Source organism: Nonomuraea guangzhouensis, from assembly GCF_019396345.1.
Classification (GTDB): Bacteria; Actinomycetota; Actinomycetes; order Streptosporangiales; family Streptosporangiaceae; genus Nonomuraea; species Nonomuraea guangzhouensis.
On record NZ_JAHKRM010000011.1, the window covers coordinates 158,236 to 170,926 of the forward strand.

The window sequence follows — 12,691 nt, forward strand, 5'->3', positions numbered from 1 at the left end:
AGGTGTCAGGGGTTCGCGGGTGGGTCGAGAAGTTCGATCTCGATGGCCAGGACCCCGAGAGCTTCTTTCTCAGGGCCATAGATACGGCGGATGTTGGCGAGTTGCTGGTCACGGGGGCTGTCGGGATTGACGTTGGCGGGGCCTTCGGTGTCGAGCATCTCCTCGAACGAGGCGTAGCGGGCGACGCGTTTGACGCGGGTGAGGGCGTCGTCGCGGCCACAGACAAAGCGGATGTGGTCGCCGGCCCTCAGGGTGCGGAGGTTGGGGTACTGGACGCGGACCTCGATTGTTTTGCGGCCAGTGGCGACCAGGTCGAAGTATCGGCGGTAAAGATTCATCTCGCGGGCTCGCACGCCCGCCGTCGGTGCGGGCCTCGTGGTCATGATCCGGTCCAGCTCCTGAGTGGTGTAGCTGCGGTAGAAGTGCTTGGGGTCGGCCAGCATCTTGCCGACCAGCCAGACCATGGCATCGACGTAGGAGTCGACATCACCGGCCCACGCGGTGACGTCCAGCATCCAGGGATGGATGCCAGGAGGCGGCGGAACTTTCCCATCGCGGATCAACGATTTGGACAGCTTCGCGCCAGTGTCGGTGAGCACCATCGGGGTGAAGATGCGGGGCGGCGGAGCCAGGCCGGGCAGCTGGGCGAAGGCCTCGTCAACCAATTGACAGCCGTAGGCCCAGTCGCCGCCCTTGACCATCACCGACAAGGTGACGTTGTCGCGAGCGGCCAGCCTCTCTTTGATCAAGTTGCGATAGAGGGTGGCCAGGTCCAGGTAGGCGCTGGTGTCGGCGGTGACAGCGATCCCGTATTCGCCGTGGTCGGTGCACACCGCGGCGAAGTCGGCACCGCCCGACCCGGTGCGCAGCAACCGGGTACGCTCGGCGCGCTTCTCAGCCCACCCGCACTGCGGGCATGGCAGCCGCAGGTGGACTTGGCCGTGAGAGGGGGCCAGTGGCCAGCGGATCTGGTCCAGGCGGCCGAGGGTGGCGAGGAATTCGTGCCGGAAGGCGGGGTCGGTTTGCTGGCTGGTGTAGGTCTCGATCTCGTAGTCGACGCCGGTCGCATCGGCCAGGGAGTCGAACATGCCCCGGTAGTACTTGTCGATCAGGTCGGTGACGCCGTCGGCGCCCAGGGCGTGAGCATAGGTCTGCTGGTAGGCGTGGTGCGTTTCCGGGTCGAGGATCACCTCGTAGGGCGCGTTGTCCAGCGCCCCGAAGCGGACGACGGTGTCGACGCCGAAGGCCCGTTTGGTGGCTTTGGCGAGCAGGAACGCCGCCGTCTGCACCAGCGAGGTGCCCAGGTGCGGGGCGCCATTGATCTGGGTGCCGACACAGAACGCGACCCGGTCGGGGTTGGTGGCCTGCAGGCGGGGCCGGACCATGTCGACGCTGCGCAGCATCGCGTTGGCCAGCACGTTGTTCGGACTGATGATCCCCACGGAGTCGGTACGACCGTTCATCACGTCACACCCTTCCGGTCAGGCGGTGGGCACGGGGAGCTGGGCGAGGATGAAGTCCACACGGCGGCCGGGCTCGTCGGCGGGGACGAATATCGGTCGGTAGCCGGCGTCGTAGTAGCCCTGGATGATGAGTTCGTGAACGCGGCGGATCTCCCGCTCCTTGGCCCACACCAGGTCGTCCTCGGAGTCGAAATCGTCCAGCGGGTCCAGGACGAACACCGCGTCGTAGCGGTAGATGCGGGTGGCCTCCTCAAGCTCGGGATAGGGACCGAGGCCGAAGAAGGCGTCCCAGCCGTACCCGTCGGGGATGGCGCGGTTGTAGAAGTGCAGCCCGGCCTTGTGGTCGCAGAACTCGGCAACGAACGCCGCGAGGACGTCGCGGGAGTAGGCGCGCCGGTCACCGACCTGCAGGTGACGGCCCAGGCGCTCGCGGTGCTGGCGATAGATCTCCCGGGCTGGTTCTCCTTCGGTGCAGGGGATGTCTCGTTTCTGTATCTCGGCGATCACCGCTTCCTTGCCTGCCGACGGGCCGCCGGTGACGACGTAACGGCGGGGTGGTGTGCGGGGATTGAGAAGCTGGTCGAGACTCATGCTGATTGTCCTTGCTCGTGGTCGGGACGGGCGTGGGCTGGTGCCGCGCGGCCGGTCAATGCTCGCCGCCAGGCGGCGACCAGGTCAGGGCCACCGTCGACGGCGGCCATGCGGGCAGTGAAGTCGGCCAGGCCCTGCTCAGGTTCGGCCAGCTCGGTCAGCAGTAGGTCCTGGCTGGGGGTGAGGCAGGGCGTCCATCCGGCAGAAGCGGCCAGGTGTTCGGGGCCGAGTTCGGCGGCCGCGTGCAGTAATACCGCGCCATAGGCAGCCCGGTAAGCCTTGGCGGCGTGAAGGACAAGGGCATGTCGCCACAGTGCGCGGTCGGCGGCGGCATCCTGGTCATGCTCGGCGGCATCCATACTGACCAGCCGCGCGACCGTCAACAGCTGGGCACGCAGCAGGTAGACCGCCCCCCACAGGATGGCTAGGGCCTGCTGGTGTTCGGCGGCCTCCCACGCGAACACGTCCGCCGGCAGCATCATGGGTCCGGAGGCCGCGTGCAGTGCGGGTGGTTCGGCGTGCCGGGTGGTGAAGTCCTCGCTGTCCTTGCGCAACTGCCAGGCCAGCAGTTCCAGCAGCTTCGGCTCGATCCGCTTGCGGAAATGGTGCACCTCATACCCGGCGGCGCGGGCGGCTGCCGTCCGCCGAAGAGTCAGCGTTGCCCCCGAGGTGGACGCTTCGGCACCGAACAGCAGCCGAGCAGCCTCGGCGAGCTCGGCATTCTCCAGCCGGTCCAGCTGCTCGCGCAGCAGAGCGTCCAGCGCCCGCGCCCGGCTGTCAGCCACGTTGGGCTGGAGCGAGCGGGCCTTGACTCCCCGCAACTCCAGCAGGTGTGGTCCGCATTTCTCCAGCCGGACGGGCAGCCCAGCGCGCACCAGCACCCGGAACTCTCCGGCCAGGACAGCGACGGAGGCGGTGGGTGCTGGGGCCCCCGCCGTCGTTCCAGATCTGGTCATCATGGGTCTAGCATCCCAGACATGCCCAGAAAAAGCCCAGTGCTACGCCCAGAAAAAGCCCAGCGTTCTGGTCCGACGGTCTTCTGATCACCGGAGTTGTTAATGTTCCAGAGCTTCGAGGACAACCCGGTGCACACGGACATCACCGCATTGCACGCGGAGTTTCCCGACGTGCGCTGGCACTCCTTCAGAGACTGGGCGAAGACCGTCGACTGGGAGTGGGCGCTGGCACAGAAGCCCAGCTGGGGCTGAACCTGCGAGACGCCGGAACTCCGACGACGCAGCAGCTCCGAACCGATCCTGGCCAGAGAGCTGCACGCCGTGTTACAACGCGATGTGTCCCCCGATGAGGTTGACCGGCTCCGGTCCGGCCTGAGAGCCAGACTGGTGCGCGGCATACGTAAGGCCGCCCCACCCGCTGTCCTCGCGTTGCTCTGCGCGGGCGCCTTCGCCGGTTTCGGGGAAGGGCACCTGCCCCTGCCGGGCGCGGGGCTCGATGTGCTGACGAACGTGGGCGCCAACACCCTGACCGATGTCATCCTGCGGACGATCGATCGAGTACGTGACAATCCCGCGGCCTTTGAAGAGATGCTGGCCGAGCAGCTTGAAGCGCGACTCGCGGTCGGTGACGAGCGGCTGAGCGGCGAGATCGCGGAAGTACTGAAGAAGATCGATGCGGGAGGGGTGGTCCTGGAAACGATGCGCAGCCAGGGGGCGGAGCTGCGCGAAGACATCGAGTACGCCCTGCGCTTGGTCACCTCGCACTACCACGAGCTGGACTTCATCCTCACGTCCATAGTGAGAGACCTCGATCAGCTGAGTGAGGAGCAGGCACGCCAGGGCTCGCTGCTCCGCCTCGGGGCGGAGAGTTCCCAGCAGCAGCTGGCAGAGCTGGCACTGATCCGCGAGCAGGTGACCGAGATCGCGCGTTCCCGGCCTGGCTCACCCGGTGGTAAGCATCCCAGAGTCCGGTGGCGCGGGGGTTGCCCGTACCGCGGACTGCAGCCGTTCCGGCAGAGCGACGCGGACGTTTTCTACGGGCGCGAGCAGCGCACCGCCGAACTGATAGCCGCGGTGCGCGCCAAGGCCGGCGGTTCGGGGCTGCTGCTCGTGACGGGAGTTTCGGGCGCGGGCAAGTCCTCCTTGCTGCGTGCCGGGCTGATGGCTGCCTTGTCCCATGGCAACCCGCCCGGGGCCGACAAGTGGCGGCAGGAATTCATCACCCCCACGCGGGATCCACTCACCGAGCTCGCGACGGTCCTGGCCACCCCGGTCGGACTCGACGTTCCGACACTCCGTGACCGGCTGGCCCAACGGCCCGAGGAAGCGGCGTCGGCGGCACGGCAAGCCGTACTGGCCGATGCCTCTCGGGGGCACGCTGACCGGCGTGGCGAGCGGCGGATGGTGCTGATCGTCGACCAGTTCGAAGAGCTGTTCACACTCGGTGAAGAGTCGGCGGAGGAAGAGCGCGAGGCATTCGTCGCCGCGTTGGATGCCATGACGCGAGGGCCCGCGGTGGTGATCGTCGCGGTCCGCGGCGACTTCGTGGATCGGATGGCCGCGTACCCGCCCCTCGCTTCCGCTTTGGCGGACGGGCTGTTCGTGGTCGGGCCGATGACCGGGGCTGAGTTGCGTCGCGCGATAACCGGTCCCGCCGCTGCCGCGGGGCTGGAGACAGAAGAAGGCCTCGTCACCACCATCCTGGGAGATCTTCGTACGTCCGGCACGGGTGAGTACGATGCCGGCGCGCTGCCGCTGCTTTCGGAGGCTCTCCGGCGCACGTACGAGGTCTCGCCGAGGCGGATGAGCATACGTGCCTATGATCGGGTGGGCGGGGTCGCGAACGCGGTGAGGGAGAGTGCCGAGGAGGTTTACACGAGCCTCACGGAGCCGCAGAAAGTGATTGCCCGCGCTCTCTTTCTCCGCATGGTCTCTGTGTCGGGGCCCGAATCGGCTACGCGGCGTCCGTTGCCGAAGACCGACACGTACGCCGCAGCACCGGATGATCCCGCCTCCGTCGACCTTGTGCTGCAACGGTTCATGGACAAGCGGCTGATGACCGTGAGCGGGGACGTACGCGAGTCGTCGGCCGATCCGAAACCCCAGGCCGAGCCCCATCTGGTGGAGATCTCCCACGATGTGCTGCTCACCGCGTGGCCCAGGCTCAAGCAGTGGATCGAACCGCACCTCGCGGCCAAGGTCCTCATCGACCAGCTCGACAAGGACGCCGCCGACTGGGCACAGCACGGCGACAGGGCATTCCTGTATCGCGGCGCCAAATTGGCGGCATTGCTCGACCTTCGGACACAATGGCAGCAGGATCCGCAAGGCTTGCCGGCGCCGGCTCCGGCCGGCGAGGACTTCCTGCGGGCCGGCATCAAGGAATCCGAGCTGTCCGGCCGCATACGCAGGCTGGTCATCGGCGGCCTGTCGGCGTTGCTGGTGATGGCCCTGGTCGCGACCTCGCTGGCCGTGTGGCAGGGGCGGCAGGCGGAGCTCCAGCGCCAGATGGCGCTCGTCCGGCTGCTGGTCGCGGATGCCGCGAACAATCAACTCCAGGATCCAGCCACCGGTCGTCTCCTCGTGGCCGCCGCCGCGAGACTGCGCGGCCTCCTGCCCGCGCAGAGCCGGGAAGAGCTCTCCGAGGTGGACGGCGGCCTCTATCAGGCATTGGTGTACGCGGGGATGGCTTCGCTCAAGGGCCACAACGGGGCTGTGCTGTCAGTGGCGTTCAACCATGACGGTACGCGTCTGGCCACGGGCAGCGATGACAACACGGTACGCCTCTGGGACACGACTGGCGCGGCCGTCACCGAGTTCAAAGATGAGGCATGGGTTACGTCGGTCGCGTTCAACCACAACGGCACCCAGCTGGCCACTGGAAGCAACGTCGGCGTGACCCGGGTTTGGGACACGAACACCAGGAAGATCGTCACCGTACACAAAGGAACCTGCACATGCGACACCCCGGTCACCTACAGCGGTGACGGCAGACGACTGGCCGACGGCACCGCACTCCTGGACGCTTCCACAGGCTCTGTCATCGCCGAGCATCCCATCGCCGGTTCGGTGGCGTTCAATCATGACGGCACCTTTTTGGCCATCGGTTTCGCCGGGGCCCTGACGGTGTGGCACACCCTCACCCACAAGTACACCAATATCCCACTTGATCCGGCCTCCGGGGTCATCAAGGTGGCTTTCAGCCGCGACGGTACGCGGCTGGCCACCGGCTATGAGCATGGCGGAGCCGCCATCTGGGACACCAGCGCCGGTTCCCCGAAAGGCAGACCTCTCGTCTCGCTCAAGGGCATCGGGCGCGGTGTCACCTCCGTGGCTTTCAGTCCCGATGGAACGCGCTTGGTCACCGGGCACTACGACGACATCGCGCGGATCTGGAACGCCGGAACAGGCGCGCTTCTGGCGGAGCTCAAAGGACACAGCGACGCCGTCTTCTCGGTGGCCTTCAATCACGACGGAACGCGCGTGGCCACCGGTGGAGGCGATGAAACCGCGCGCATTTGGGATGCGACCACCGGCACGCCCATCGCTGAGCTGCCGCAAGGCATCATCGCGTTGAGCCGCGACGGCGGCCGTCTGGCCACCGAGGACTCCGTCTGGGATACCGCCGCGGGCCAGGCTGTCGCCACGTTGAAGAGCGGGCTGGTGGAAGCGGCTGCCTTCGGCCACGACGGCACTCTGTTGGCCACTGCGGCCGATGGGACCGTCCGTGTTCGGAACCCGGCGACCGGCGTGACCGTCACCCAGCTCCCGGGCTTCAGAGGTCACATAGGTGCGCTGGCCCTTGATGCCAAAGGCGCTCGTCTGGCGATCGGCGGTCCAGACAGTGTGGTACATCTCCGGGATCTCGCCACGGGCAAGTCCGCAGAGTTGATGGGCCATGCCAAACCGGTGAACTCGCTGGACTTCACCCGTGACGGCACCTACCTGGCCACGGGAAGTGAGGACGGCACGGCCCGAGTCTGGAACGTCGCCACGGGTGTGTCCGTGACCACCCTCAAAAGCGACGCCGAGAGTGTGATGTCGGTCGCGTTCAACCCTGACGGCACTCGCTTGGCCACCGGCAGTTTCGACGGCACGGTCCGCATCTGGGACGTTGCCACCGGCCTGGTCGTCACAGAGCTGAAAGGTCAGTCACAATATCTGTCCGCTGTCGCTTTCAACGCCAATGGCACCCGTCTGGCCACCGGAAGTTCCGACGGCACGGCCAGAGTGTGGGAACTCGGCACGGGAAAGTACGTGGAATTCCGCATCCACTCCTTGGGAAACCTCGCCATCCTCGTGGCTTTCAGCAAAGATGGCACTCATTTGGTGGCCGCTGCCAACAAGGGCCGCACTTGGGATACGCCCTTCGCGGCGACGGATCTCATGCGTGAACTATGCTCCCGCATGATCGTCACATCGCTGTCCGCGAAACTACGGGACAAGTACGGCTTGGGTGCCGAGCTCGAGCATCCCTGTGACCGTCCGACGACGGCAAGGTGATGCGCTACTCCCACTCGATGGTGCCCGGCGGCTTGCTCGTGATGTCCACCACGACCCGGTTGACGTCACGCACCTCGTTCGTAATCCGGGTGGAGATCCGCGACAGCACGTCATAAGGCACCCGCGCCCAGTCCGCCGTCATCGCGTCCTCGGACGTCACCGGCCGCAAAACCACCGGATGCCCATAAGTCCGCCCATCGCCCTGCACGCCCACCGACCGGACATCGGCCAGCAGCACCACCGGACACTGCCAGATCTCCCGGTCGAGGCCGGCCCGAGACAGCTCCTCACGCGCGATCGCGTCCGCCTCCCGCAGCAGATCCAGCCGCTCACGCGTGACCTCACCGACAATGCGGATCCCCAAACCAGGACCCGGGAACGGCTGACGCCACACCATCGCCGCCGGCAACCCCAGCTCCTCGCCCGCCCGCCGCACCTCGTCCTTGAACAGCGTCCGCAACGGCTCCACGAGCTTGAACTGCAGATCCTCAGGCAGGCCGCCGACATTGTGGTGCGACTTGATGTTGGCGGTGCCCGTGCCGCCGCCGGACTCCACCACGTCGGGGTAGAGCGTGCCCTGGACCAGGAAGTCGACGGGGCCGTCGGCCATGATCGCGCGCTGCTCGTCCTCGAAGACCCGGATGAACTCGCGGCCGATGATCTTGCGCTTGTCCTCCGGGTCGCTGACGCCGTCGAGCGCCTTGAGGAAGCGGTCGGCGGCGTCGACGACGCGGAGCTTGACGCCCGTGGCGCGGACGAAGTCGCGTTCGACCTGCTCGGCCTCGCCCTTGCGCAGCAGGCCGTGGTCGACGAACACGCAGGTCAGCCGGTCACCGATGGCCCGCTGGACCATCGCGGCGGCCACCGCCGAGTCGACGCCGCCGGACAGCGCGCAGATCGCGCGGCCGTCGCCGACCTGCTGGCGGACCGCCTCGACGGCGTCTTCGACGATGTTGAGCATGGTCCAGGTGGGACGGCAGCCCGCCGCGTCGAGGAAGTGCTTGAGCACCGCCTGGCCGTGCTCGGAGTGGAGCACCTCGGGGTGGAACTGCACACCGTAGAACCCGCGCCCGGCGTCCTCGAAGGCGGCGACGGGGGTCTGAAGGGTCGAGGCGGTCACCGTGAAGCCGTCGGGGGCGGCGGCCACGCTGTCGCCGTGGGACATCCAGACCTTCTGCGCGGTGGGCAGCCCGGCGAAGATCACGCCCTCGCTGAGCACGTCGAGGTCGGTGCCGCCGTACTCGGCGACGCCCGTCTGGGCGACCTCGCCGCCCAGCGCCTGGGCCATGGCCTGGAAGCCGTAGCAGATGCCGAACGTCGGCACGCCCGTCGAGAACAGCCCCTGGGGCACGGCGGGCGCGCCCTCGGCGTAGACCGAGGAGGGCCCGCCGGACAGGATGATCGCCTTGGGCTTCTTGGCCAGCATCTCCTCGACCGGCATCGTCGAGGGGACGATCTCGGAGAAGACATGGCACTCACGCACCCGCCTGGCGATCAGCTGCGCGTACTGCGCGCCGAAGTCGACGACGAGCACTGTGTCGAACTCAGACACCGAGAGGACCCCCCAAAGGCGAATGCGGTGCTCCAAGTGTATCGGGGGGTGAACCTAGAGGATGCTGCCTATCAGCCCCAACGGCGGCGAGCCCAGATCGAACAGGGCCTTGTGGAAGCGCTGCAGTGTGAAGCCGGCGCCCCACTCCTTGCGCGCCTGCTCGCGTAGGTCGAGGATGAGCAGCTTGCCCCAGGTGTAGCGGCCATAGGTGGGGTCGAACGTGGCCCGCCTCGCCTCCGACAGCGCGGCCGGTCCGGACAGGTTCGTGTCGGACTCGAAGCGCCGGGCACCGTCCTCGACCGTCATCTGGCCGGTGTGCACGCCGATGGCGCAGGCCAGCCGGGTGACGCGGATCAGCGCCTCCACCCAGACGCCGATCTCGAAGCGCGGGTCCTGGGCCTCGAACCCCTCCTCGACACACAGCTCCTCGGCGTAGTGCGCCCAGCCCTCGACGAACGCCATCGACTGCAGCAGCCGCCGGACGTCCGAGCCGGCCCGGCGCAGGGCGCGGCCGTGCGAGAAGTGCCCGGGGGCGACCTCGTGCACGTTGATCGCAGGCAGGGTGGTGTCGCTGAAGACCTCCAGCCACTCCTCGATGTCCCGCGCGGGCCAGGAGGGGTCGGGCGGGGTGATGTGGTAGTAGGAGGGACCTTCCGGCTCGCCGGGAGAGTTCCACGACATCATCGCCATCGCCCAGCGGCGCGACGGGGGCGCCAGGCCGACCAGGCACTCGCCGTCGTGGTAGGGCACCAGATCCTTCTCGCGGGTGAACGCGATGGCCTTCTCGGTGCCGATCCTGGCCGCCTCGATGACACCGTCGGCGTCGGGGTGCTGCTTGACCAGCTCGCGTACGACGTCGAGCGGTGGCTCGCCCGGCCGCCCCAGCTTGGCGCAGGACTCGGTGAGCAGCGCCATGAGCCGGTCGCGCTCGGCGTCGGCGCGCTCGGCCAGCCATCCGAGATCGACGGGGAGCCCCTCGGTGGCGCCCATCAGCTGGGCCAGCGCCTCGCCGCCGAGCGACGCGTCGGGGTCGCCGACCGCCGCCGCCCGCTCGACGTGCGCGACCAGCAGGCCGTGCGCGTCGAGCGCGGCCTGGTCCGTGACACCGGCACCCAGGCCCTGGGCGGCCGTGACCAGCGACCGCGCGACGGGCGCGCTGACCCGGTCGAGCGCGGCGATCGCGTTCGCCACCGCCTCCGGCCAGAGCGCCAGGTGCGCGGCCTTGGCGGCCTCGCGCTCGGCCTCCGGCGCGTAGTCGCGGTCGTAGCAGGCCAGGTCGAGGTTCGACAGGTGGGGCAGCGGGTTGCTCCGATGCAGCTCCAGCTCGCCGAACTGGGTGCGCAGGCCGTCCTCGAAGATCCGGAGATGCGCCGAGTCGTACGGGTCGGCCGGTGCGGCGCCTTCGCCAAGCCGCGCCAGCCCGGCCCGTACGCCTTCCGGCGACAGGTCCTGGATCCTGCCGTCGTACTCGTGCCTGCCGCCCGCCTCGCGCGCTTCGGCCATGTTCAGGTCTGTGATGGCACGGAGCCTGGGGTCGAGTTCCGTCATGTCGCCGACGCTAGCGCACGCCTTTGATCTTGAGGAGTCCAGCGAGAGATCATCAGAGATGTGACAATGATCCGCATGTCCCTCCGGATCACCACGCTCGCCGAGCGTCCCGAGTTCGCGCCCGCTTTATGGGAGATGGACAGCTCGTGGCGCGTCTTCATGCTCCAAGACCCGATCGCCGACCTGTTCTACCCGGTCGCCGCGACGGACTACGCCGAATACGTGCTGGTGGCCGATGACGACGCCGAACCCGGCCGGATAGTGGCCAGAGCCTGCATGATCCCCTTCGCGACCAGGGGCGCCGAGCTGCCCGACGACGGCTGGGACGGGGTGATCCGCCACGGCTGGCTGGCCGTCAAGCGGGACCGCCCCCTGGACGCCGTCTCCGCGCTGGAGATCACCGTCAGGACCGACCTGCTGGGCTCGGGGCTGTCACCGCTGATGCTGGCCGCGATGCGCGACCAGGCCGCGCGGCTGGGGTTCCGCGAGCTCGTGGCCCCGGTCCGGCCGAACCAGAAGCACCTCGAACCACACACGCCCATGACGGAGTACGCCTTCAGGTCCCGGGACGACGGCCTGCCGCATGACGCCTGGCTACGCGTGCACGTGCGGGCGGGCGCGACGATCGTCAAGGTCGCGCCGCGCTCGATGGTCATCCCGGGCACGCTCGCCGAGTGGCGCGGGTGGACCGGCCTGCCGTTCGACCGGTCCGGCCCGGTCGAGGTCCCGGGCGCCCTCAACCCCGTGCACTGCGACGTGGCGCACAACCACGCCATCTACGTCGAGCCGAACGTCTGGGTCAGCCATCCGCTCTAAGAGAGCGTCACCCGTTCGCCCGGCTCCAGCAGGTGTACGCGGTCGCCGAGCCCGGCGAGTGACTTGACCAGCGTGTCCCGGCCCTGCGTGAAATGGCCCCAATGCTCGAAGTGCAGCGGCACCACGTGACGGGCGCCCAGGATCTCGGCCGCCTCGGCCACGTCGTCGCTGGTCAACGTCAGGTACGCGTCACCTACCAGCGGCGTACGCGCCCCTCCGGCGAACAGCACCGCCACGTCCACCGCCCCCACGCGCCCCGCGATGTCCCTGACCACGTCCAGCGAGGCGTTGTCCCCGCTCACGTACACAGTCGGCAGCCCCTCGCCGCTCAGCACGAACCCGGTCACCTCACCCACCAGGTGCTCGCTCCCGTCGGGCCCGTGCTGCGCGGGCACGCCGGTCACCCGCAGCGCGCCGCCACCAGGCCGGGCGAGATCGGTGTGCGTCCAGTTCGGCAGCGCCCGGACCGGCTCGCCGATCCGCTCGGCCGCCGACCCCGTCGACAGCACCACCGGCGCCGAGGACAGGAAGGCGCGGCCGGCCTTGTCGAGATTGTCGGGATGCTGGTCGTGTGAGAGCAGCACGGCGTCCACGGTCCCGGCGTCGCCCGGCCCGAACGCCGGTCCGGCCGTTTTGACCAGCGCCCGGTTCCCGATCGGGTAGTCACCCGGCGGGTCGAACGTGGGGTCGGTCAGCAGCCGCACCCCACCGATCTCCAGAACCGCGGTCGGGCCGCCCACGTAACGAATCTCCATGGAGATCACGACATTCGCGCCGGACGCGATATTCCGGGGTAGTGGTCATATCCCAACGATCGCAGCGGCCGCGCAGGCGGCGAGGTCCTCGCGTAGCCGACGCTGCTGCTCCTGGGACAACGGTGAGAACAGCTGCCGTTCGATGGCGCGCACGGCGACACTGGCCTCGCGCAGCGTCGACTGTCCAGCTCGGGTGAGCTCGGTGGGCAGGGCCCGCCCAGAAGCGGCGTGATCAGGCCTGGTGAGCAGGCCCCGCTCTTGGAGCCGGCGAAGTACGAGGTTCATCGACTGGCGGGTGACGAAGGCGCGGCGGGCGAGTTCGGAGTTGGACAGTCCCGGATGCCGTCCGAGCAGTTCGAGGCATGCGTATTGGGCAACGGTGAGACCCAGTGGACGCAGCACCTCATCCATCGCGGTGTGCAGTGAGGCTTGCACCTGCTTGAGGACGTAGCCCACCGACTGGTCAAGGTCGCCTACGGTCTCTTCTTGCTCCATGTCAGCATTCTG

10 protein-coding genes are annotated in these 12,691 nt (G+C 68.2%); 3 read left to right on the forward strand and 7 right to left on the reverse strand.

Annotation, left to right across the window (positions count from 1 at the left end; genetic code table 11):
- Window positions 1-5 precede the first annotated feature (5 nt).
- From KME78_RS64545 to KME78_RS23920, 3 genes are read right to left on the reverse strand one after another with little or no spacing between them, the layout of a single operon-like run.
- Window positions 6-1,463, reverse strand: a complete 1,458-nt coding sequence (locus tag KME78_RS64545) for an ASCH domain-containing protein (RefSeq protein WP_246651747.1) — start codon at window positions 1,461-1,463, stop codon at window positions 6-8.
- Window positions 1,464-1,481: 18 nt separating this feature from the next.
- Window positions 1,482-2,054, reverse strand: coding sequence for an AAA family ATPase (locus KME78_RS23915; RefSeq protein WP_219531376.1), 573 nt, complete (start codon window positions 2,052-2,054; stop codon window positions 1,482-1,484).
- Complete coding sequence (locus tag KME78_RS23920) at window positions 2,051-3,013, reverse strand: hypothetical protein (protein WP_219531377.1); 963 nt, start codon at window positions 3,011-3,013, stop codon at window positions 2,051-2,053. The genes KME78_RS23915 and KME78_RS23920 overlap by 4 nt, the downstream gene beginning before the upstream one ends.
- Before the next feature lie 99 nt (window positions 3,014-3,112).
- Between KME78_RS23920 and KME78_RS23925 the strand changes: the two genes are divergently transcribed.
- The gene (locus KME78_RS23925) at window positions 3,113-3,262 is read left to right on the forward strand and encodes a hypothetical protein (protein ID WP_219531378.1); all 150 of its coding nucleotides are present in this window, start codon (window positions 3,113-3,115) and stop codon (window positions 3,260-3,262) included.
- A gap of 135 nt (window positions 3,263-3,397) precedes the next feature.
- Window positions 3,398-7,513 carry a WD40 repeat domain-containing protein gene (locus KME78_RS23930; RefSeq protein ID WP_219531379.1) on the forward strand — a complete coding sequence of 1,372 codons (4,116 nt, stop codon included), beginning with the start codon at window positions 3,398-3,400 and terminating at the stop codon, window positions 7,511-7,513.
- Between the two features lie 4 nt (window positions 7,514-7,517).
- Here the strand turns inward: KME78_RS23930 and guaA are convergent, their stop codons facing one another.
- Window positions 7,518-9,065 carry a glutamine-hydrolyzing GMP synthase gene (guaA, locus tag KME78_RS23935; protein WP_219531380.1) on the reverse strand — a complete coding sequence of 516 codons (1,548 nt, stop codon included), beginning with the start codon at window positions 9,063-9,065 and terminating at the stop codon, window positions 7,518-7,520.
- 54 nt (window positions 9,066-9,119) lie between these two features.
- Window positions 9,120-10,613, reverse strand: coding sequence for a DUF885 family protein (locus tag KME78_RS23940; protein ID WP_219531381.1), 1,494 nt, complete (start codon window positions 10,611-10,613; stop codon window positions 9,120-9,122).
- A gap of 75 nt (window positions 10,614-10,688) precedes the next feature.
- Between KME78_RS23940 and KME78_RS23945 the strand changes: the two genes are divergently transcribed.
- Entirely contained in the window at window positions 10,689-11,429 is a 741-nt protein-coding gene (locus KME78_RS23945; RefSeq protein ID WP_246651754.1) for an N-acetyltransferase, read from the forward strand.
- Here KME78_RS23945 and KME78_RS23950 read toward each other — a convergent pair.
- A complete protein-coding gene (locus KME78_RS23950; protein WP_219531382.1) occupies window positions 11,426-12,184 on the reverse strand; it encodes an MBL fold metallo-hydrolase in 759 nt (252 codons plus the stop codon). The two genes, KME78_RS23945 and KME78_RS23950, sit on opposite strands and share 4 nt — an antisense overlap.
- 45 nt (window positions 12,185-12,229) lie before the next feature.
- The gene (locus KME78_RS23955) at window positions 12,230-12,679 is read right to left on the reverse strand and encodes a MarR family winged helix-turn-helix transcriptional regulator (protein ID WP_219531383.1); all 450 of its coding nucleotides are present in this window, start codon (window positions 12,677-12,679) and stop codon (window positions 12,230-12,232) included.
- Between the last annotated feature and the right edge of the window lie 12 nt (window positions 12,680-12,691).